12 protein-coding genes are annotated in these 23,710 nt (G+C 50.8%); 2 read left to right on the top strand and 10 right to left on the bottom strand.

What is annotated here, in order from left to right; translation table 11 throughout:
• Positions 1-14: 14 nt before the first annotated feature.
• From gspG to IEW12_RS19115, 8 genes are all read right to left on the bottom strand, one after another.
• On the bottom strand, positions 15-434 hold the full coding sequence (gspG, locus tag IEW12_RS19150) for a type II secretion system major pseudopilin GspG (RefSeq protein WP_188567711.1): 420 nt from the start codon (positions 432-434) through the stop codon (positions 15-17).
• Between the two features lie 25 nt (positions 435-459).
• Positions 460-957 carry a type II secretion system protein gene (locus IEW12_RS19145; protein ID WP_188567710.1) on the bottom strand — a complete coding sequence of 166 codons (498 nt, stop codon included), beginning with the start codon at positions 955-957 and terminating at the stop codon, positions 460-462.
• Positions 957-1,343 (bottom strand): type II secretion system protein, encoded by a 387-nt coding sequence (locus tag IEW12_RS19140; RefSeq protein ID WP_229751229.1) that lies wholly within the window; start codon positions 1,341-1,343, stop codon positions 957-959. Before IEW12_RS19140 ends, IEW12_RS19145 begins: the two co-directional genes overlap by 1 nt.
• A gap of 2 nt (positions 1,344-1,345) precedes the next feature.
• Positions 1,346-1,852: a type II secretion system protein gene (locus IEW12_RS19135; RefSeq protein WP_229751228.1), complete on the bottom strand. Its 507-nt coding sequence runs from the start codon at positions 1,850-1,852 to the stop codon at positions 1,346-1,348.
• Positions 1,849-4,203 carry a secretin GspD/PilQ domain-containing protein gene (locus tag IEW12_RS19130; RefSeq protein ID WP_188567709.1) on the bottom strand — a complete coding sequence of 785 codons (2,355 nt, stop codon included), beginning with the start codon at positions 4,201-4,203 and terminating at the stop codon, positions 1,849-1,851. Before IEW12_RS19130 ends, IEW12_RS19135 begins: the two co-directional genes overlap by 4 nt.
• 4 nt (positions 4,204-4,207) lie before the next feature.
• Positions 4,208-4,720 carry a hypothetical protein gene (locus IEW12_RS19125; protein WP_188567708.1) on the bottom strand — a complete coding sequence of 171 codons (513 nt, stop codon included), beginning with the start codon at positions 4,718-4,720 and terminating at the stop codon, positions 4,208-4,210.
• Positions 4,713-5,258, bottom strand: a complete 546-nt coding sequence (locus tag IEW12_RS19120; protein WP_188567707.1) for a GspMb/PilO family protein — start codon at positions 5,256-5,258, stop codon at positions 4,713-4,715. The genes IEW12_RS19125 and IEW12_RS19120 overlap by 8 nt, the downstream gene beginning before the upstream one ends.
• Positions 5,259-6,307: 1,049 nt before the next feature.
• Positions 6,308-8,035, bottom strand: coding sequence for a hypothetical protein (locus IEW12_RS19115; protein ID WP_188567706.1), 1,728 nt, complete (start codon positions 8,033-8,035; stop codon positions 6,308-6,310).
• A gap of 995 nt (positions 8,036-9,030) precedes the next feature.
• Between IEW12_RS19115 and IEW12_RS19110 the strand changes: the two genes are divergently transcribed.
• Both IEW12_RS19110 and IEW12_RS19105 read left to right on the top strand, forming a co-directional pair.
• On the top strand, positions 9,031-10,608 hold the full coding sequence (locus IEW12_RS19110; RefSeq protein ID WP_188567705.1) for an alpha/beta hydrolase: 1,578 nt from the start codon (positions 9,031-9,033) through the stop codon (positions 10,606-10,608).
• Between the two features lie 1,064 nt (positions 10,609-11,672).
• Positions 11,673-11,915: a hypothetical protein gene (locus tag IEW12_RS19105; protein ID WP_188567704.1), complete on the top strand. Its 243-nt coding sequence runs from the start codon at positions 11,673-11,675 to the stop codon at positions 11,913-11,915.
• A 243-nt stretch (positions 11,916-12,158) separates the two neighbouring features.
• Here IEW12_RS19105 and IEW12_RS19100 read toward each other — a convergent pair whose 3' ends face one another.
• Both IEW12_RS19100 and IEW12_RS19095 read right to left on the bottom strand, forming a co-directional pair.
• Positions 12,159-12,521 (bottom strand): hypothetical protein, encoded by a 363-nt coding sequence (locus IEW12_RS19100; RefSeq protein ID WP_188567703.1) that lies wholly within the window; start codon positions 12,519-12,521, stop codon positions 12,159-12,161.
• Positions 12,518-22,975, bottom strand: coding sequence for an Ig-like domain-containing protein (locus IEW12_RS19095; protein WP_188567702.1), 10,458 nt, complete (start codon positions 22,973-22,975; stop codon positions 12,518-12,520). Before IEW12_RS19095 ends, IEW12_RS19100 begins: the two co-directional genes overlap by 4 nt.
• Between the last annotated feature and the right edge of the window lie 735 nt (positions 22,976-23,710).

The following is a 23,710-nucleotide window of genomic DNA, read 5'->3' as shown; positions in this document are numbered from 1 at the left end:
TTTATCGGAACCGTTTAGTTCCAGCTAGTGACGTCAGCGTCTTCGCCAGCACCGCCAAGCTGGCCGTCCCGACCATAGGAGATGATTTCAAACTCGTGTGCGGGATCTGTACCGGGAGACCTGTAGATGTAGGCATTTCCCCACGGGTCGGCCGGTACGGTTTTTTTAAGGTAAGGACCTTGCCACAAGCCCTCTCCTGCGGGAGCAGCCTGCAGTGCACTCAATCCTTGTGCCGTGGTCGGATAGTGGCCGACATCGATACGGTAAGTCTCCAGCGCCTTATCGAAGGAATCAATCTGCGCTTTGGCCGTTTGTGTTTTTGATTTGCCGATCTGGCTAAAATACTTAGGTCCGACATAACTGGCCAGCAGGCCGATGATCACAACCACCACCAGCAATTCCAGCAGGGTAAAACCTTTTTGTTTAATTCTCATTTTCTTTCTCTCAGGTGACATGCCTTCAACCAGGCTGATAGATAAATTTCCAGTCTTGGTACTTCTTTGCGCCAGTAAAGCTCAATAATTCATCGGGAAAGCCGCCGATCTTAATCGGCGTTTGGGTGGACAGCGAATACACGCCCATGATTCCCCCATCTGGGGCGGCAACGACACCCCAGCTTGCACTGCCAGTCAACGGGTCAACATAGGCCTTACGCAGATGCCGGCTGATCCTGCTGGTTCTACTATCCAGCACTAGCGCATCAATCGAGGGCGGATAGGTCCTGTTCGATCCCGGCGCATTGGCGTAATAGTCACGAATCGCGTTGCGGTAAGCCTGCCCCACATACAGCAATTCGTCTTCCTTGCGCCGACGCTCCTTGGTGGACATCGCGCTTTGCGCCTGCAGTGACAGCAGCACCACAACCGCGACCATAAACATGGCCACAAAATAACTGAACCCTGCCTGATAGCGCCAAGGTGCCGGCGGAACTTTCGGTCGTTTAGCAGAGGTATCCATCACCAATCCTTATACCAGGTGCCGTCTCGCGCCTTATTGGGTGCACTGCTGTGCACGTCAAATACGGCGCCCAAGGTAGGGTCCGTTGGTGGCACCACGACCCAGCTATGGGAGCTTTGTGTAAACGGATCCACCGGGATATTACGCAAGTACTTTTCTGTTACGAGATCGTCCAACAGGTTCGGATATTTATTCTTATCCGAATAAAACTTGTCGATGGCATCCCGCAATATATAAAGGTCTTCGCGCAACACCGATTCCTTGGTCTTGTCGATATTATTAAAATAGCGAGGTGCTGCCAGTGACAGGATCGTCGCCACAATGGCAAGCGCCACCAGTAGCTCTATCATCGTGAATCCACGGCCCTTCCTCATCTCTGCGCTCATGCTTACCAGTCCTTGTAGGGCACGCCGTTCAGGCCCGTTTGCGTGGAGAGCGAATACACGTCAAACAGGTCCACACCCGCAGTCGGGTTGGTGGGAGGCGATGCATAGCTACGCTTACCCCAGGTATCAATGGCATTAACAATGGCGTCGGAGGCGAACGGATCACGCGGCACCCGCCGCAGGAAATACAGGCGCCTGCCTGGCTGACTCAGGTCATCGACGCCAGAGACAAGTTCAATCATACTGGGCGGATAGCCGCTATCGCTTGGCTGCGTGGTAATTTTTCCGGCGGCGACAGCCTGTTTATAAGCATCAATGCCCTGCCGGATTTCACGAAGAGCCAGTCTCAACTCTGTCTCTTTTTGGCGCCTGACCGTGGTTTCAGCCAGCGGCATTGCCACTGTCGCCAGCAGCCCAAGTATCACCACCGATACCAGGAGTTCGATATAACTGAAACCGGCAGCGGCATTTCCTGGGCGCGTCGATGGAGAATACGGGTGCAATCTCAAGGCGCCACCGCAATCTTGTAGACAACAGGCATGTTCGGCCGACCGATAGCCTGGCCTGTACCGACAGGCGTCATACTCAGAATATTGACAGCTGCCTCCGGGTTAGGTGCGAGAGGCTTGAGTTCTACACTCAATAACTGGCCTGCCCCCTTGGCGCCTTCGGCATTGGATGCGCCAACGGACACCCTTCCGCTAGGCTTGTCGATCACATGGTTGAAGCTGCCTTTACCATTCTTCGTGAAATAATTGCCTTCTTTGACGGATACAATTTCAAACTGTGCAGGATCAACCTGCAGTTGCAGCGGCGCCGCACGCAACAGGTTCTGGCTATCCATACTCAACTCCAGGGTGATGGTCTCCCCTACTTTGGCTTGGACTGGCCCTTTCCATTGGAAGGTGATATTACTTGTATCAGGTGCTGCCGCCTGGCCTTGAGCGGGCGCCGCAGCGCCAACCGGCAAGCCGGCGGCGGGCGCATTAGCGCCTTGTTTCACTCCATTCGGTTGATTCGCGACGGCACCGTCCAGCATACGTAATTGCAAGGGCTTGGTGCGCAGGCTAGACTCGGTACCCGACCAGAATGCCTCTGACGATGGGTCTTTGCGGCGGATATTGCGGATCAGATGCGGCGTGATCGACATCACGATTTCAGTCTTTTGGCGGTTGTCGTTCTGGCTGGAAAACAGCCGCCCAAGCACGGGCAAGTCACCCAATAGCGGAATGCCATTCGCGGCGGATCGGGATTCATCGCTGATCAGGCCGGCGAGCACCTGAGTTTCGCCATCCTTCAAACGCAAGGCACTGGTAAAGTTACGGGTACCGATCTGGTAGGCTTGGGAGCCGCTGCTGGTCTTGACGGTGGATACCAATGAGCTGACTTCCAATGCAATTTTTAAGCCGATTTCATCGTGCAGATGGATATTCGGCTCCACTTCCAGTTTCAAGCCGACATCCAGGTATTGGATGTTTTCTGCGACAAAACCGTTCGGCGTGCTGGTGGTCGTAACAACTGGCACCTTATCGCCGATCATGATCTTGGCTTTTTCTTTGTCCCTGACGCGCAGGCGCGGATTGGCCAACAGGTTGGCATCCCCATCGGTTTTTTGCAGGTTGATGGTGGCCGTGGGCACAGTAATGCCCAGGAGGTCTGAATTCAGATTCTTGAGGTCACTTAACTTGTAAGTAGGTAGGGTCGTTGAACCCGCGGTACCGGTACCAGTACCTGTACCGCTCCCACTACTATTCTGTGCACCCAGCGGAGCGATCGTAAACTGGTTCGTGAACTGCACACCGAGGTTCATCAGGCGTGAGCGGTTGATCTCCAGCACTTCCACTTCCAACATCACCTCCGGCTCATCCATGTCCTGCAAGGCGATCAGTCTCTCTGCCAGCTCTATCGTTTCGGGGTTTTCTCGCAACACCAGCATGTTAACCTTGTCGTCCACATAGATGTCCTTGGTCTTCAACACCGTCTTCAGCATATTGGCAGCCTGCTTGGCTTCGACATTGCTGAGGTAGAAGGCCTTGACGACCAAGTCCTGATATTCCTTATTCTTGTTCGGATTATTGGGGTAAATCAGCACGCTGCTGGCGTTGAGGATTTTTTTGTCGAGCTGGTTGGTGGTGAGGATGACGTCAATCGCGTCTTCCAAGGTGGTCTGCTTCAGGAAGATGGTCGTGCGCTGGTCGCTTTTTACTTCACGGTCAAAAATGAAATTGATGCCGGTCGTTCTCGACAAGGCTTCGAACACCATTTTGAGGCTGGCGTCGCGAAACTCCAGATTGATTGGTTTCTTGTATAGCGCACTAAAGCTGGGTACGGTCAGCAGGTTTTTGGCTTGCAGTGCTTCGATTTCCTGTTTTACTGCCAGCGCTTCCGCCTGTTCCGGCTTGCCTTCCAGTGCACGTGCGACCCATTGCGTGGCCTGGGTGATATTTCCTTCCTTGACGGCTTTGCGTGCTTCGGCGGCAGCTTCGGCGGCGCGCGCATTCCTGACGATAATGTCATTGCCGCGTTTGGCGCGTTCGTTTTCGCGGTCAAACTTCAGGATTATCTGAAAATACTGGCCTGCTTCACTGTCATGCCCTTCTGACAGTGCTTTGTCAGCCTTTGCCAAAAGCTTGGCCGTGGCGGTTTCTCTCTGCTGCAACCAATCCTTGCGGTACTCCACGTCCTGCGGTGCCAAGTCAGCCGCCTTACGCAATTCATTGACCCCTTCGACGTAATCGTCCCTTTCCATCGCCAGCATACCCGTACGGTGATGCGTCTGGGCGGCGCAGCCGGCGATAGCCAGTGCAATGGCGATGATGAAAGTAGTCCTGGCACGGCGAAACGGGGAGAAACACAGCATGGAGTCAGTTTTCGGTTGCAGTAAGGGCCAGCTCTTGTTTTTCGCCGGTGGGAAGGTATTCAAATTGGATGCGTTGCTGTTCGATGCCGAGTACCTTGTAGGTACCTTCCAGCGTATCGCCGTTGCGAGCAATGATCGCCTGGTCGCCGCGGCTTAGATAAACGACTTGTTGACCATCATCATTCATACGGCCCATGAAGCGAAAAGGCAAAGGTGGCGGGCCGACGGGGCCAGGGGGAGCGGATACCTGGACAGTCGCCACTACCTGCTGTTGCACCAGTATTGGCGGCGCTTGCCATCCCCTTGGTGCGAAAGGGTCTATCTCGGTTTCTGTCGTAGTGCTGGCAGAACTATCTGCTATCTGAGGAGTGGGTGCAGATTTGGTGGCTATCTTGGCTTTTCTGTCTGCGGCTTCCGATACGCCCTCATCGGCGTCAACCGGAAAATAGATCGCAGCGATAGTCAGGGACAAGGCACCCATGAGGAATGCCCAGCGCAGACGCTTGGCCTTATCCATGCACCGCCTTTTGGTAAAACGCCGACAGTCCCAGATCGCAGCTCAATGCAGTGGCAGCAATATCATCACGTGTGCAACTGATGGAGTCGAGCGAGACATTGGGCAACTGCGCCTGGAAATGCTCAGCAAATTTGCGGATGACAGGATAGCTGGCAGTCACGGAGAGGGTCACGCGATAGCGCAGATAGGCTTGATTTTCATTACCTTCCAGCGCATAGGATATTTCGTCGGCCGGTAATTTGACCTCTTCTGCCACGCGGTGAAGAGCTTCTACCAATTGTGCGCTATCAAAACGCGGAAGGTCAGTGCCGGAGATAGATGAAGGGGAAGGTATGACTTGATTGCGGTGTTTAGCTTGCTGAATAACTTCCTGTATCGTTTCTTCCGCATTGAGATGTTCGAAGGCTACCTGCGCAGCGGCAAGCGCCGTAACGACGAGTGCGGCTAAGGCTACCGATAAACAAACGATGAAGCGGGGTCGCAATTGCAACTGACGGCGAACATAGAATTCACCATGACGAAGGAAGCGGAAGGTCATGACCAAAACGACTCAACGATGCATAAATCCTTTACGGACTGGTGCTCAGGCATTGATGAATCTCACGCTCCCTTCATGCAAATAAATTAATTATCATTAAGATAAATAATGCCTTGCATCAAGAGATTCGTCAATGGCAAAGAAGATCGGATTGTCGTTTTGTTGCATCAAATAGCTTTATATAACTTTGTGATCAAGGAATCAGTTACTTCCAGCTTGCCGATGACATTTGGGGCATTTTTGGCGAAAAATATTATCACCTAAGTCCTTCTTCCATGCGGGTTTCCGGGCACTTTGTCAGTTGCGTATGGTGTGTTTAAATTTAGGTCGGCCAAACTGGTTAAGAATGTGGCAAATCACAGGTATTTGTACCATCGCACCCGGCCTTAAAGAGCGTATCCATCATCGCTTTTGGCGGACTTTGAATGACTATTATTGTGGAGAATTCAGACTAAAGCGGCTATAGCTAAGTCAAATATTTTCCGATGGCGCCAAAAAAACGGTGAGGAGCGCTGGATGCTTGAATGGCTTGAAATTCTCGATTGGCCGATTGAACGTATAGTGCAATTTTGTGTGAGCCATCGGATGACGCGATTAGGCTGCGACATTCGAGCCCGTTTGCGGGAATTCTTACCCAAGAAGAGCGAGCAGTAATATCCTCAAACTTTGGTCTCTCTTAGGAGAACACTTTATGTGGAGTAGTCGTTTAATAGCGACCATATTCAAGCCCGCTAATAGATGGAAAGCAAACTTGATGGTAGTGAACAGTCCACCAGTATTGGAGTACACCCGCAGGGGAAATCGGCATAAAGGAAAGAAATACAGATTTGATTTGCAAACATTGGCGAATTGTAAAACGGAATCAGGATGGTTGTGGAGCACTGTAAAGCTTTCACCCAATCATGTGGCGCTTTGGGTCTAAGTTCGGTCAATGAATCGAGACCACTATAATCAAGAGAGATCACGGGCAATACTAGGAGTGACCTGGGGAAAATCTTCTATTCCTGAGGCCGTCTCAGCGGCCTCAGGCCTTACCTACCTATCATTACCTAAGGATAGGTGGACGGAGTTGGATTGCACTGTCCGCCTGCGCATTGATTATTGTTCACGCAAAAATTGACATTGTTTTTTGCGCTTGCATCCGCACAGCCGTTACCTGGAGTACAGGCCCAGAGACCAGCGTGCGTTGGATTGCTGAACCAAGTGCGGTTGGTATAACCGGCGGTGCACGACTGCTCTCCATTACTGGATGCATTCAAATAAGCATCTTGGCTTGTTCCACATAGGATCACCCAATGTGGAGAGCCATTATCCTCAACTTGTCCGGTCAGACCATTATATGATTTCGATACCACCATTGATCCCAGATATTGATATCCGTCCCTGCAATAATTGACCGGAGAGGCGCTTGGTGCATAAAGTGGATCCTTCCCGGCGGGATAAATATACCAGTCTTGATCAGAAAGGCTATTTTCCAAATAAACCCAATCACCTGATTGATTTGGTGAGCCGGTGATGATGTCGCCGTGGGCATCGTTACCATTACCTGGAGGGATGAAGCCTCCACGAATATGTGGCATGGCATTCGCGGCATTCGGGGCGTTTGGTGCAATGGTAGGTGTTGCCACACTTCGCTTGGTCATTTTGATATCATTTTTCCACGCACCGTTGGCGGCCCAAGCAGAATTCAAATAGGCTGAGACAGAGCTATAACCCGCAGCGCTGGGCCTGCGGAATATATTGTAAGGCTCGTTATATTGGATGATGAGATTGAAGTCGCCACATACCGCATTGGAATACTGCGCCGGAGGTACGCCGTTCACGCATTTCAGCGGCGGACTGCCGGCTGCGTTTCCAAAGGTTGGATATGCATTTTGCCACTTGATCAGCCCGAAGTTATTGTACGAGCCATCAGGTAGCTTGCTACGCGCGTAATAGTATTTCTCCCACCATTCTGGCTGACCACTGCTATCGAGCCCTCCAAGAACAAGCTCCACGACTTCCAACGGGGTTGGCAGTAGGCCGCCATATTCATTGATCCAGGTGGCACTAGACGCCGGGTAGTAATTCACATAAGTGTACAGGTTGGCGCCATTCAAGTGCCAATTTTCCGTCCCTGTTTTTACACTTTTGGAATCCAATTTATCATAATACAGGGCCGGTAAGTTATAACGCGGACCTAGCCATATTCCTCCGCCAGCGGACGAAACATCAAATTTCTTGTCGAACCAAAAGTAACCTCGATGATTCCAGTTAACGGTTGGTGCACTAACAGTCGTTCCAAAACTCTTGAATAGATATGCACTATCTCCAGAAGGTTCCGATTGAACGTACACGGAGTTATCGGGATTTGTGCCCCATCGGAATAACTCTAAGCCTTCGGCCGGCGCTGCGCCCTTGGAGAACATCTTGATATTGGGCTGGGTAGGGTGGTTCACAAATCCTGCGTTGACGCCCCACGGCCCCATATCTACCTGTTTGTTCTGCACTGGGTCGTAATACATGAGTTTAGGGACACTGACAAATGCAGAATTGGCGCTTTGATTCGCTGCGCTGTCCTTGCTGCTGCCGTCGAATGTATACGAATTCCCACCCGCCGAATAAGAGAAGTTGGACTTCATGAAATCCAGAATGTCCACGCTGCAGACACTGCCAGTGGCAGTAGGGCAGGCCGGAGAATTGCCTGTGTATTGCGTTGCATGGGCATAGCCGCCGCACGTAAGTAGGGACATCGTAAAGACCGCACCAATGCTCTTCAAATGTAAAGTAATTTTCATTTGTGTAAAGATCCCTTAGTAGTTTGCCAGTGAGTAGTAAGAAGAATCGTGTTTACGGCTAACCCTCAATTCAACTTGGGGGGACATTATTGGTTCAAAAATTTACTAAATTTCAAATGGTATAAAATTAGCAATAAATTTCACTTTACAATTATATATGGTTTCTCGTGTCAAAAATATACGATTAATTTTGGGGTTAATGCAATCAGTGAACAGTTTTAAGGTTGAATGAAATTGCCACCATGAAAGCAAATTGCGCAAAGATATTTCCAATTGGTAGTCTTAATCGAGGCCGCTAATGGCTAGCGCAGCGAAACCTACGGGCCTTTGCGTCTGCAGTCGGAACTGCTCGCTCAAGGATTCGACACTGGTTTTGATCGCATTGTTAGACTGCGTAAAGAACATTGCCTGCGTTACAAGCAGAAGTACGGGTTCAAGGCCACGATGAATTTGAGCCATGCCTTCCAAGTGCCATCGAACCTGCTGGAGTAACTTTTCGCACGGCACGCACGCGCCCGAACGAAGCGTGGCTGAGCGACATTAACTATGTCGCCACCAACTAAGGATGTTTCTACTAGACGGCATTAAAGGCGCCTTCACGTGTGAGATAGTGGGCTTTTGGATTTGGTAAATTCGCGCAAACCCAAAGCAGTTCGAAGGGTTCGAAATGCTACTGCATGGCGTGCTTTATGTGTGAATGAGGCAAAGTCAATCCAAATGCGCAATCATGATGTATTTTTATTAAAATTATTGTGATATTTAAAATATTGCGTAACTCACCATCTCGTGCGCTATTATGTTGCATTAAGGCAAGTAAATTCTAGAGTTACCGGAGGGCGGTTAACGTTGATCGAGATACAAAAAATCGGAGGGAGTATAAATGAGCTTTGATTAAGTGTAATTAGTTGCACACACAATGGCTTGGCCAAGAAGAGGACTTAAGTCAAGTAAATTGAATCAAATAAATTGAAATCTAATTCAACCTGGATTGCACAATGATTAATAAAATTATCTTCGCTGTAATAGCTTGCCTTGCTTGCAGCGCGCACGCAGAACTTAAGCCAATGCCTCCAGCTGCTGCTTCATGCCCTGGTTTGACCACCAAAGAGATGAGTGTGTCAAAGGCATACCTCGCTCTTTTTGGACGCGCACCTGACTTGGCGGGTTTGAAGTATTGGACAACAAGAGGTAATGGATTGCCTGAAGACGCGGGTGTCGCCCAAGCCGTCAATTTCATTGCAATAAGTATGAGTGGAGGGAATCTCGCTCCGATTAACATAGTCACAAAGTCCGATGGAACCTTTACCGAGGCGGCTACATGGGATCAATTCATCGAATACGCTTATGTTTTTATCCTGGGTAAGGGGGCAGCTGAGGATCCTCAAATAAATTACTGGCAGAACCAACAAAAAGACGTTGCTACTAGGTCCTCCACTCCAGGTGACTTAATTGTTGCATTGTTAAACGCCGCGAACGCTACCGCCGCGGCTGAAGGTGGAGATAAGTTTCACAATAAAATGACTATGTTGGAAGCAGCTTCACGGCTCCAACTGTGCGCACAGCACTTTTCTTTGGGATATCAGGATACTCAAACAATCATTAGGCGTGTTACCGAAAATGGACAAACTTTTGACGATGCAGCTAAAGCGTTAAACAACCTTACGTCAACGGGAGTTGCTTCGGCCCCGGGTCCCCGCTGGGAAACCTCTGGTACCCTCGGTCCCTATACACCAGCCAGGGTTCTTAGTGAGTCAACTGCGCTCGCCAATGGAGGAACCATTCACAAATCGATGGTTTGGTACAACCGGTCCGGTCGTATGATGCTTGCAAACGTCTTTTTGCCACCTAATTACTCGACGACTGGGCTATATCCAGCCATTATTAGTGTTCACGGCGGTGGATGGAGGGAAGGCTTTATCGAAAAAATGCATGAATACAATGCTGCATTTACTCAAAGCTCCGGCCAATTTATAGTATTTGCACCATCGTATGCTTTGAGCTCATATACCTACACTTCACCCGAGTCACAAAATGACATAGATGATTTTATATCCTTGGTCAAATCCTCTGTAACATTGAGTACGTTTCGTTCCAATACTTCACAGGTGAATTTCTTTGGTGTGTCCTCGGGGGGGCACTTGCTGAATCTTATAGGTAGCACCAAGTCCTTAGGAAACGTTGCAACTTTGTACCCAGTGAGCGACTTGAATTCGGCAGCAAATTTCAATTTTCTTTTGCCATTCATTAATTCCTATTTGAACGGGGTAGTGGCCGATACTGTTTCTCCTACTAAGGTCTGGTTAGACAGCCAAAGTAAAGGGAGTGGGATCAGTACAAAATTTTTCATCCAACATGGGGACGCCGATTCAAATGTGCCTATGGCACAATCGACAGCCTTTGTCGGGGCGGTGCCGTCAAACTACAAAATCAATTGCCCGGTTCCGGGTGGCGGCCACGGTTTTTATAAGGAATATGATTTCACTAGTCCTGGTAGACGTGATCTGTTTAATAAAGTTGCAAGCAAAGTTGTCAGCTTTTTTAATACTGGACTGTTTCCTAATTGCACTTATTAGAGCGGCCAATCCCTAATAGTCTTAACGGCTGAGGTTGGAGGGCCTGAAATCTACCATAGGAGTGAGTCGACAAGTGCAAAAAAAGTCGTTCGGTCTAATGGCTGAACGGCTTCCTTTTGTTAGCTAAATGGTTTCGTTAATTATTTCCCCACACCTCCGAGCAGAGACGGCCACTTGGTGGTGGAACCTCTTGAAACTCTATCCCGGTAGATCTTCCAAGTGAGATCTTTCAGGTTACATCTGCAGGATAAGCCGTTTCTTTTACTCGTTGCCTCGATTGGGCCGCAGTACACTAGAAATTCTTCAAAGCTAGCGCGATGCGCCTCAGGCGCCACTTCCGAATTTGTTCCTTCGATTTTCCTATTTTTCAGGGATGGCATTGCGGCGGTTCGGGTCTCGGGGCATGGCCCTGAGTAGGCCGCGACGGGTGCGCAGCATCCTAGGGGGCTGTGGGGTCTCGATGGGGCCCACGCGCAGCGTGTAGCCACATCTAGCATCCTGTCCTTTATCTTTGGTGTCCAACGGTAGTAATTTTGTCGTGCTTTGGTCGGACTTTTTCTATGCCGTTGTCGCCATTCGGCGGGCATCGGGACAGCATGTGGATCGGTCAATGTCCTGCAAAGCGCTTGATAACATTTTCGTAAAAATTAATGTTTGGAATCAAGGTGTTAAACGTGCTGGTTAACATTTCGCGGTTTTGAGCGGCAAATGTTATCGCCCAAGTCCTTATTCCATGCGGGTTTCCGGGCACCTTGTAAGGTGCGTATGGTGTGTGTAAATTTAGGTCGGCCAAACTGCCTAAGAATGTGGCAAATCACAGGTATTTGCACCATCGCACCCGGCTCTTAAAGAGCGTATCCATCATCGCTTTTGGCGGGGGAAATGCCATTTCGCAAGCAGCAATGCTCAACAACACGAAATCACGCGAATGTTTTGCGAAACTTGGCGAATAAGGACGAAACTAGGCGACACGGAGCGAAATCATGCAAATACCTGCAATTATCTGAAATCGAAACGACAAACTTTGCAATTGGATGAGAACCGCTGCAATAAGGTGCAATTTTATGCAAAAAGATGAAATTCGAAGTTGTGGGCCGGTGGTGTCGCTGGAGGACATACGGCTGCGGCGCTATTACATCGCGCTTGCCAATGCGGATGAAGATTGGCAGCAGACTCGGGCATGTTTTGCGTTGGAGGGGATCACACTGAGCGACGATGATGCGGAGCGCGCTGGGCGGCTGATTGCGAGCGACCAGGCATTGGAACAGGCTTTGCAAGAGGTGCGCAGCGCACACCTGGTTTGGTAGGCGCGTGGCTGGCTGCTCAATAAAAAAAGCCGACGCGACATACATCGGCGTCGGCTTTTACATTGTAGTAAAACTGTGTAATCGATAAAGCCCATTACACCCTACGGCTCTGGCGTTTTCAACGTCGTGATATGCGTTGGGTTCACGGTGCCCAACGCATACCTCCAGCTAGACCCGGCTATGCTTGCTTCAAGTGGAGCGCCTCGTTTGGCAGTAAAAGCGACTAACTTAATAACTCTCGGCTCACTTTTCTAAAAATGGGCGTCGAGCCACGACAACTCCACCGAGTACTCTTTCTTCAATAGTGCAATATAGAACCCCACGTTTTTTTGACCCAATCAAGCCCAGTATCAAAACTTGATCGTTCGGCGGAACAAGTTCCATCGCCGAGATTAGTTCGTCAAAACCACACGACTCAATTCCAGAGCGAGCCGTTGTTTGCTTATGGATTTTGGCGTCAGCCAAGACCTCTTGTGCAATGGCCCTCCCTGGTGTCTGACTCGAAATCTCTACACCACTCTCATCTACCAGTTGCATAAACTCTTCGACCCATGGCAATTGTCTATTGAGAGCCGAAATGAGGGCTTTAATTTTTGCATGTTTCATCTTTTTAATACCTCTACTCCTGCACGGATGCCTTTCATGAGAACTTCACTCTCACCCCAAATATCTTCGGAGATTTGCCATGACCATGATGCACCAGCCGATGGAGCTCCTTCTGGGACACGCAAAATTACCCCCCCAATCCCCGCCTTGTCAGCGTGAAATTCAGCGATAGAGGGTTCACGTGTCCACGACGTCAATGCACTCTCGGCCGAATGTCCGCCTTCGTTATGAGCAGCTGATGTAACTACGCCATCTATCTTGCCAGGTACAACATTCCCTTCTTTGGCGGCAGCTAGTGCGGGGTGTTTTGCATGTACGCCACGATAAAGATACTTTGTTTCCTTTTGCGCCAGTTTTTCAATGCCTTCCGCAATTATTTTCTTCGGATTGCCAATCATGGTGGCGCCAAATCCAAGCCAAAACGCAGTTCTAGAGCTAGCTCCGTAACCTAAAGCAATCTGTTCTACTGGATTGAACGAAAACCACTGCGCCATAATCTCGGCAGGAGTGCCATAGCGATGTGGAGTAACTGGTGCAGCACTCCAGTAGGTGCGGCGCACTGTGGTTGGGATTCCGTCATGATCGATTGTAGAATCTTGCGTATCGTGAATAGTTCCTGCCTGGCCATTTGGTGGATTATCTTTCCCAGTTGCCCTACTAGTGTTAGAGGAACTGATAGATGTTTGATTCGTCGCAGCCCTGGGTTCAGCATTCTCTCGACTCGAACCATTGTCTTTCGGTGCTACATAAGTCGTTTGCCAATCTCCACAACCTGACGAGGTCAACCCAGTCCCTGATCCAGCGCAATCTGCCCTAAACCCGGTCGGATCCGTAAAATTGGTCGGATTGTTGAGAACATAACTGTAACGGTTGTAATTCTGCCCGTTAGTTGGATCCTGGATAAATGGGTCTGCACTTAAAAACTTCGCAATCAAAGGATCATACACCCGTCCATTCATGTGCACCAGATCAAGGTCATCCAGCATCTCGTGGCCCGTAAAGCCTTTATTGTCCGTTTGGCCGTCCAGGCTGTCGGGTGTCACTGTGCCATTGGTGACGCTGGCATCAAAGTTACGACGCTTGCCCCAGGTATCGTAGGCCAGTTTTTCTTTCACATTGCCGTTGCTGTCCGTGATGGCAACCGGGCTGCCCAAACGGTCCGCATGCGTCCAGTTGAGTTCAGTAGACTGGAATGGCTTATCGATCTCTACACCCAGGCCATTCGGCCAGTAGGTTTTCACTGTCGCCTGCCCATTTTTGTACTCCACTTCCTGGGCGCCGGCATAAATGATCGTATTATCGAGGGACGTGCACGCGCCGTTGGCGGACTTGCATTGCCTTATCCTCTGGTGCTCTGGTCCGTACACAAAGCTGTCTGTGATGCTGCCCTTTTTAATACTCGATGGCATATCGAAGCTGGTCCACGTGATCGTGCGACCGGCGCCAGTGAGCAAATTCCCGTTCAGGTCATAGTTGAAATTGCCTATGCCGGAGATGCTGCTCACGCCATGCGGCGTGGTTGCATTTATACCAGGATTCGAATTTGGATTCGGGTATTGGTAAGTGGCATTACCGCCGACATTGCTCTTGGTGAGCAGGTTGCCGGAAGGGGTATAGGTATAGATCTGATGCTCCGTTGCCACATCGCTGGTGCTAATTCGGTTCAGATCGTCGTAGCTGAATACTTCATCGAAGCCTACCCCATCCCAATACTGGGTACGGTGCGTCACGCTGCCGAGAGAATCGTAGGCATAACTTTCCAGCAGATGGACGGCATTGGCGGTGTTTGTTAATTGCGCCGTCTCAAGCCGGCCTGTGTTGTTATTGAACTGGCTGGCTTGATACAGGCCGTTGTCCAACTGCTTACCTCGAATACGGTTTTCCGCATCCTGCACACGAGTTTCGGACAACACGCGATTGCCGCGCAGCACCTGGAATTGGTAACCCATTCCATTGTAGCGGTAGTCAAAGGCTTTTACGGCATCGCTATTGCGCTGGTATTGTTGGGTTAACAGCCTGTTCCAGGAGTCATAAACCTGGGTGCTGGTGTAGGTGCCATCGGTCAGTACTTGGGCAATTTGGTTATTCCTGCCCAGGCTGTCGTAGTTGTGCAGCCGTTGATAATCTTTCTTTACGCCGGTAATCGTATAGGCTTCGGCGAGCTGGCCGATGCCTTTACCATTGCCAGTACCATCGCTACGGGCATCATAAACCCAGTGACTTTCCAGATCCATTTCGTAACGCGCCGTCATCCTGTCCAGATCGTCAAAATCCATGGTCGTGGACTTGCCAAGAAGTTTCTGATTTGGACTGGTCTGACTCCAAGTGCGGCCCAGTGCATCCACATCATAATGAATCTTGCCGAGGTTCGGGTCGATCAAATCCGTTTTGTGTCCCATATCGTCATACTGAATCTTGATGACGTTACCCTCTGGATCTGTCGTCTGCGCCAGATTGCCAAATGCTTCATAGTTGAACGATGTCGTGCCGCCTTTGGCATCGAGTACGCTAGCTACTTTACCTGTGAGGTAGTGATGTTCGGTACGAGACTGGTTTTTTGCGTTTGTTGTAATGACATCCAAGCCTTGATATGTCGTCTTGGTATAGACGGCTGCCCCCAATTCATCGAGGGTGGCCAAGGTAGTCACCCGATTGAGATCGTCATATTCTTGATAGCGATCAAGGTAAATGCTGTCGTCTAGATAATGAGGCCTCATGGTCAGGGTCAAACGGCCGCGACTATCGTAATATTGATCTTGCATAATCGTTGTCCCGTCGAAGCCCATGCTTAGGCTTCGAATGACACGGCCTGCATTGTCGTGATAGGTAATTTGAGGTACGGAAATTCGATCGCCTGTTGATCCAGGGACGCTGACGTGGAAATTTTCTGTGATATTGGCAACTACCGCACCGTCCGGGCAAGAGTCATCACATTTCTTTTGATACTGACGTGTTTCGTTGCCATCGGCGCGTGATTCTTTCAGTACCCGTCCAAAACCATTGGCTGCCCATGTCGTTGTCAACTGATTAGGTCCAGTCAGGCTGAGGCGCGCTCCGGTCGCAGGGTCATAGGCATGGGTTTCAACGTGACCCAACGCATTTTTTACGGTACTCGGGTAGCGGCCATTACTATCATAAATAGTTTCGTTGACCGTACGGGTCTGATTAGTAGCACTCGCGTGCGTGGGCGTCACGTTTGCGTTCAACCAGGTTTGGGTCGTTTTGTTCACCAACCCAAAATTGTTACCGGCCCTGGAGTAAGTCGTAGTGAGCTGCTGTGTACTCAGTCCGCTGGTTGGCCCTACTGTCTCATATAGAATCAAGCCTGCCGCATCATAATCCTTCGTGCTTGTACGCGAGACGGTTGCGGAATTTTGATCGGTTTTCTTGATGGTAGTGGACGTAGGCTTGCCAATGATCCAGTTTGCACTGTCATTCCGGAAAACCGATGATTCAGTGCTTGTATAGGTATTGTTATCCAGCGCTACCACTTGTGAGGTCAAATTGCCCCAACCGTCGCCATATGTATTGTTCGTCGTGGTCGTGCCCATATAGCTGCTATTCAAGTCATACCGCTTTGTTTCATTGCTTGCGATATACGGGAAGTACGTGACTTGTCCATTGGTTTGCGTGATGGAAGCAGCCTGGGGCGTATTTTTACTCACCGACAAGGTGACATTGCTGCCGGAGCTTACTGTCGTCACCAGCGCCATACCTGTGAACGGCCAGGTTTGGCTATAGGTCGTCGCCGTGCTGATTTGGCTCAGCTCATCGGTCGCAATCACTTTTGCGAAGCCGAGAGAGCCGCGGCCGGCCACATCCGTTGCAGGATCTTCGTAGCGATAAGTGGTTTTTCTGGTGATCGGGCTGCCATAGCTCACGCCATTCGTCAGGGACAAGCTACGGGCGATCTTGCCGCTCCTTGCGCTCGCATGCTGCGGATAGTTCCAGCTCGTATTGCCCGGTTGCGTCACTACACCGCTAGGTATGGCGTCGACATATTCGACGGTACCGCCCGCGCCGATGCCATTGGTGACTTGGTAAATGCGATCCAGGGCTTGGCCTGTCACCGCCAGGTCTATTGGGGCAAATACTTCCCAGGTACCGTCTGCCGCATGGTATTGCACGATTTGCGTACGACCGGTTCCCATCAAATCCAGGAAGAATATTTTGTCTAAACGCGATGGACTGTCGCTGGTTGGGATGGTGAAGCCGCCCCATGGATCGCAGACCATGTTGCTGTCATTCACGCCACTACCATTTGTCGTGTCGTCGCCCGTCACGCGGCACATACGTAAATTACCGCTAGGCGCCGGTTTTTTTCCCGGCACATAGCTCAGCTCATCGACCAGTATCGTTGCCTGCCCGTCGCCAATGAAATTATTGACAGCCCGTACTGACAAGTATTGTGCACCGCTGTATTTTTGACGGATGCCGCAATCCAGCGCCCGGCCCGTCGACAGACAGAGGGTCAATTCCGAACGATTATAAGAGTAATACGTGTGCGTCTGATCCCAGTTCAGCTCGAGAAAGCCGAATGCAATGCTGTTGTAGCCGGAACCGTTAAAGTCGGTTGAAATACCTCCCATATCCGTATCCCTATCAAACAGGTAGGGCATAAATTCCTGATGTTGCACCGCTGGCGTTGGCGCCTGGTAAGGCTGATATGTGTAACTGGCCATTTTACCCAGACCAAATGGCGAACCCGGCGGATTAAAATTGTTGATCACCACTGCAGGTTGCAGATTATCAAAATGCGGCAAATAGATTGATTCAACGCCATCCTGCACATATGCAGAGTATTTCAAGCGTGTCCAGCGCACGTCATAAGGCTTGCCAATACCAGAAAAGTCTACGATCTGGTTCAGCCTTGTGTATTGGTTCTGCGAGTAAGAGTCCGATCCGTCATCCGGTGACACGATGGTTAGGCCATCCGGTGGAGACGGATCTTGCTGACATGAACCTTGGATACAGACGGTTACGATTCCACTATTATTGGTGCTGTAGTGTGCTGAGCGGCCATCGCCCCGGACATCAACAACGTAAGGCAGCGCTTTCGGGCTATTCGCTCCAACTGCTTGGTTAGCTGGGCCGCAAGTGAAGGTAATCACTGAGCCAGGCGCACCCAAAGCACCCGGCGCAGCCAACGGAGAAACGCAGATCTTTGCGTAGCCTGAAGCGGTTCCATTGGTGGTAACCAATAAATCCAATACACCGTCACCATTGAAGTCACCTGTATCCAGCACGATGAAAGGCTCATTCGTGTCCAGTTTGTACGTGTATTGCGCAAAACCGCTACCGGTATTGTGGAAGTAACGGTATTGCGTTTGCATTGTCCCGACAGCAAGTCCGTTTGCTTCGACAATAGGCGATCCTAATCCCATCACGCGCTTTTCTAATATATCGGTGTAGCCATTATTCTCAAAGTCGCTAAAAGCAAAATAGTCTGGATGATAGGAGGTATAAGTGAGCCCGTCGGTAGTGTAGGAAGTCTTTAAATTTGGTCCATTCGCCCACAAGCCCTTGCTTTCAAATCCAGGAGTTTTGCTCGGATCTGGCTTACCCCACGCGAAGGTCGTTGCCGGCATACAGTCAGTGGTCGTACCAACTTCCCCGTCCTTCCTGGCACAAACCTGGACTGAGTTCAGCATACTGCGACCGCTGGTTGGGCTTTGCTCATAGCTCAAGGTGTGGTCACGCACTATGGTGCCGGTGCTGACGTCGCCACTCAGATCGCCGCCTACATAGGTCTTGATATGGGTGATGCGGCTGCGCAGGTCATTACGTGTTTCATCGATATAACGCGTCCAGGCGTCCGGCCTTGTTTCGTAGCTGAACTGAACCGCCGCATGCGGCGCCAAACCGTTGGCACCATAGCGGATGACGCGTGGCTTGTGTTCACCAGTGGTACCGTCCTGGTCATAGGTGATCGTAATGAAGTTGCCGATGCGGTCTTTAATCGTGCTCAGCGCCCAAGACTGTGCACCACTCTTGGCTTGCGGTTGTGGAACGCCCACGCCGCTGTTGATCGGGGTCTGGGGAATGATCGCTTGTACATAGCTGCTATCGATAGTACCATTCACGCCACCAAAACTCATGATGCGGCCGTCCTTGGTCTCCACCTTGAACATGCGCTGGCCACTACTGTTCATTTGTGTCGTGATGCGGCTGAAGCTCTCGATCTCAGTACGGTACTCAGCATTACTTGCCCAGTAGTTATCATCAGACATCGCCAAGTTGGCCAACACCAGCCGCTTGCCATCCAGGCACAACCTGTCTGTCTTATCAAAACTGATGCGGTTGTTCGTGCCGTCTTGCGCAATAGTCTGTCCACAACGGTGGATGCTGGACAAGCCACCCACGCTCCAGCCCAATCCCAGCAGGCCATTGGTGCCGCTGCTGGAATAGTTGAGGCTCAGGTTAGGTGCCATATTGGCCGTTCCCGGGGGCACTACGATGGGGATACTGTAGCTGGCGGCACCATCGCTGCCTACCGTCAGCTCGCCGCCCAGGGTTCCTGCATCGTCGTTGCCCAGATGCGGCACGAAAACATCAACCGGAACTGGCGTAGCATCAGCTGGAACAGCGGGGCCTGATGACGCAGATACAGCAATCCGCACTGGTAACGATTGCGCCAGCAATTTCCCGCTGCCGTCAAAGGCGCGTGCGGTAATATCGACAGCACCAGATTGTTTTGGCGTCCATTGGGCGGACCAGTTGCTGCTGTTGGTCGATGTCGCGACCAATTGGCCATTCGCATAGAATTTGACCGTAGCGGTTACTGCACTGGCACCCATTTGCAAAGACACATTCGCGGACAGGGCGACAGGACTAGACAGGGCAACTATAGTCGCGGCCGTTGGTGAGGTGACGGCAAGAGTAACGCCTGTAGACGGATCAACATAGATCTGGTTCTGCACGGAATAAATCGTTGAGTTACCCTTGCGCACCTTTGCATAAACAATATAAGGCGTGCCACTGCTTGGCAAATCTGCCTTGCTTGCAAAATAGGTATTGATCGCCGTATCTGCCTGCGCAGCAATCCATTCACCGTTGATATTGAATGCGACTTCGTCGTAAGGGCCACTACCATTTGAGATGAGTGCGCGCGCAAACACCGTGGCTGGCGCCACATAGTGGTCTCCGTCAGCCGGCGTGGTCAGCGCTATCCTCAAACTGCCCGGCATCGTGCAATTATTGTCTGCACATGGCAAAACAACGGTGCCGCTGGTTGCGCCTTGCGCCTCTACATAAATGGACTTGCCCGCATATGTCGAGGTATAACTACTCAAGTCCACCACAAAATGATGTCCCGCGCCTGGCGTGTGGCATTGCGACTGGATGGCTGCGTTATCGATCTCGCTGGCTACATTGGCGATACCGGAAGTCAATAGAGTGCCGCCCAGTGCAGAAGGTGCATCGCGGTAAACGCTATAGACCAACCCTTGGCTATTGCCATCCTGGCAGACCCAGCCATACAACTCGGGGGTGCCAGTTGCATTACTACGCACGCCATTGATGGTTCCGAGCAGGCTGCTGTCGGTGACGTTGACAATGACGGGTGTCGATTCCGTGACATTGTTAGCGTTGTCTGTGCTGCGCAGCTTGAAACGGTAAGTTCCAGCTGGAGCGGGAAATACATAATTGAAGGTCAGCGTTGCGGCACTACCCGTCGCCGTCGACATTGCCGTGGTACCGTAGCCGCTGCCCGTATCCTTGAAGAGCTCCAGCTTTTGCACCTGCACATCGTCAGTGCTGCTGCCGTTGAATGTGATATTCGCTGTGGCGCCAGGTGACACCCGGATATTCGTTGGTGTAGCGCTCAGCGATACGTTTCCAGTGTTGCCTGCTGATCCGCCAATACTGATGGCTGCACCAGAGGACGTCGCGACACCGTTGTCGTTGTCGTAGGCTTTGGCGGTAATCGTAAAATTGCCTGACGGCGGATTACTCCATTGAAAACTATACTGCCCTGCACTGCCTGAGGCTGTGCCCAACAAGTTGCCGTTGCTATAGAAATCTACGTGCTGGATGCTGCCGTCCGAGTCCGATGCCGTCGCAGTCAAGGTTGCGCCGGCAGCCGAAGTTGCCGAACCCGGTACCGACACAGACACGGTCGGTGGCGCATTCACCCGACCCGTCGCCGCAGTACTGGTAGTGGTTCCGCCATCATTGTCGGTCGCTACCGCGGTAATGCTATAGCTGCCCACCGGAGCATTCCAGTTGTAGCTATAAGGCGCTGTGCTTACCGTAGACAACAGGGTCGATCCATTATAGTAGTCTACCTTGCTGACCGTACCATCGGTATCGCTCGCAGTGGCACTCAGGCTGATATTGGCTGGCAGGTTGAGTATGCTGCCATTGGCTGGTGCTTGCAGGGTAATGCTTGGTGGCGCATTGATGCGTGTGACGGTGATCGTGAACGTGGCGGAATCGTTTATGTAACCTTCGACCGTCTCGACTTGCAAGTGAAGTTGATGCACACCAATAGCCAGAGGTGCGCTTAAGGTTCCGGATCGTGTGGTATTGACCGGGTTTTCTCCCAAGTAGCTTACGCTGTAGGGCATGCTACTAATGGCGTTCCCCGCCTCTATCAACTTCACCAAGTTGATCGAGTCATTCGTCAGGGCCTTCAGGGTATACGTAATCCCTGCACTTAAGGTGGTGCCTCCCGGGATTGCTTGCCCTGTCGTCGTGGGCGCAACGGAAATAAAGTTGACCCCAGAACCGCTTGGGTAAACGACATTGGTCGCCAACGCAGTGGACGTCGCACTCCGGCCTTTGCTATCGGTTGCGACAGCCGTGATACTGTAAGTTCCGATAGTAGGGTTAGACCAGGTGTAGGTGTAAGGCGCGGATGTTGCCGTATATAGGAGTGTGGCACCATTGTAGAAGGCTACACTGGTGACTGTGCCATCGCTGTCGCTTGCCGTCGCGACCATGCCTATAATGCCTGGCGCGGGAAAGTTCGGGCCGTTGGAAATTGCAAGCGACACTGTCAGCACGGCGGCATTTACCTGAAATGACTGTGAGGCCGATGCTGCACTGTAACTGCTATTGCCGCCTTGACTTGCCACTATGGTACAAGTGCCAGCAGCGACTGGGGTTAAGGTTGAACCTGACACAGTACAGACCGAAGTCGTGCTGGAGGTGAAACTGACCGCCAAGGCAGAACTGGCAGATGCACTCAGTCCAAAAGGCGCAGCGCCGACCGTTGTAGTACCGGGATTGGTAAAGTTGATGCTTTGTGAAGCGGTAGCGACTGAGATAGTCTGCTGCGCGGTGGCTGCATAGTAACTGGCATTGCCGGCTTGTGTTGCATAGACTGTGCAAGTGCCACCGGTTACTAAGGTCACTGTCGATCCGGAAACCGTACATACCCCTGGCGTATTGGAGCCAAAAGTCACAGTCAAACCTGAGCTTGCGTAAGCAGACAAATCGAAGGGTGTAGCGCCAAAGGTTTTATTTCCAATCGCGCTGAAGTTGATTGTTTGCGAAACAACTCCCATTGCGATATTGAATGACTGCGTCGCGGTGGGCGCTGGGTTATAAGCGCTATTCCCTGCCTGGTTGGCGGCGATGGTACAGGTCCCTGTCCCGTTAAACGTCACGGTGGAGCCTGACAGTGAACAGACGCCGGGCGTATTAGAGGACAAAGTAACCGGCAAATTTGAGGTCGCGGACGCAGAAATGCCGACTGAGCCAGGATAGGTCTGGTTTGCGATTCCTGGAAAACTGATGGTCTGTGTTGACGTAATCGAAAATGACTGGCTGACCTGTGTCGCAGCACTGTAAGTAGAGTCTCCTGTTTGCGTAGCTGTGATCGTGCAACTACCCGACGCAACTAAGGTGACCGTAGAGCCGGATATCGTGCAGGTACCCGGAGTATTTGAATAGAAAGAGACAGCTAAATGTGAGGTCGCAGTCGCGGAAACGGAGAATGAACCAGGATAAGTTTGATTCCCCAATGGGCCAAAATTAATGCTCTGCGGTGTCAGTGCAGGATTCAGGACCTGAAAAATACGTGTTGTCGCCGGAGGCGCGTTGAAATCAATATTACCTGACGCGTTGGCGGTGATCGAGCAAGATCCGACACTCACCAAGCTCACCGTCGCCGAGGTCGAGCTGCCGTTGTAGACGACATTGGATACGGTACATATCGCGGTGTTATCACTATTAAATCGCACTGCCGTTTCAGAGTCCGGATAAGCGGAGATACCGACCGGTCCGGCATTCACTGCGGTATTTGCGGGTGTCGAAAAATGGATAACGTTGTTTGCTTTAGCGGCGTAGCTGCTGGGAGAGATGCCGGCGGCTATGGCGCCGATCAAGGCGATCGCTAACTTTGCACTGGCTACTCGCGGTAGCTGGATTTGTATTTTAGGGAATGTGTTTATTAATCGTTGAGGGATAACAGCTGTAAGCTTGCTTAACGTCATGAGTGATTCGCGCATTGCTATCCCTACAATTAAATTGATTTAATTAATTTTTTGAATTTCTACTTACTATCTCAAGAAAATATTTCTTCTGAGTAATCGTCATGACTATCTAGCCATACTCACAAGACAGCGCGGTTTGATCGTTCACGCTATTCACTATTTCTTGCTGTTTGAATTTTTTGAAATCTCTTTGGATGCTTCGTATCCAGCCGTGAGGCACGCCTGCGAGCCGCTTGGAGCAATTGCGTAAGACGCAGAGGATCCAAGTAATGTACTGATACTCTTTAAGCGAAATGGATAGTTGTCGCCTTACCAAATAGTTTCAAAATGTAAATTATCACATCTACAAGTGTCAATATATTTGTCGCAACGTTGTAAATCGGCAATTGATTTTCATTTTGCTAAATATTGATATTGAAATAGTGTTAGATAAACAAAACCTTACTAGATCTTGGTTATTGTCGTACCGAGTTTTCTGGACGTTTCATAAGAGCCGTCGGATCCTCAGTTGACACGGGCTCTTTGTTCAGATGCTTGAAGCTGCGTCTCTGTTTTTACGGGATATGGCCGCCTCGATCTTGAGTCAGCCTGGAAGCTGGAAGGCGTTTGGATAAATGGCGCTGGCGGATTGACGCCCGTATAAGCGGGTTCGATAATTTCCGAGCATAGGGGACGCCGGACGGTATTGCGGTAGATATTGAGCCTTTTGGCGATTTCCATGAGCAGGCCCAGGTCACCCATTAGCTGCCC

Source organism: Parundibacterium terreum (genome assembly GCF_014636315.1).
In the GTDB taxonomy this organism is placed as follows: domain Bacteria; phylum Pseudomonadota; class Gammaproteobacteria; order Burkholderiales; family Burkholderiaceae_D; genus Undibacterium; species Undibacterium terreum.
The sequence above is the reverse complement of the archived record's forward strand: the minus strand, read 5'-3'. Positions and strand labels throughout refer to the sequence as shown.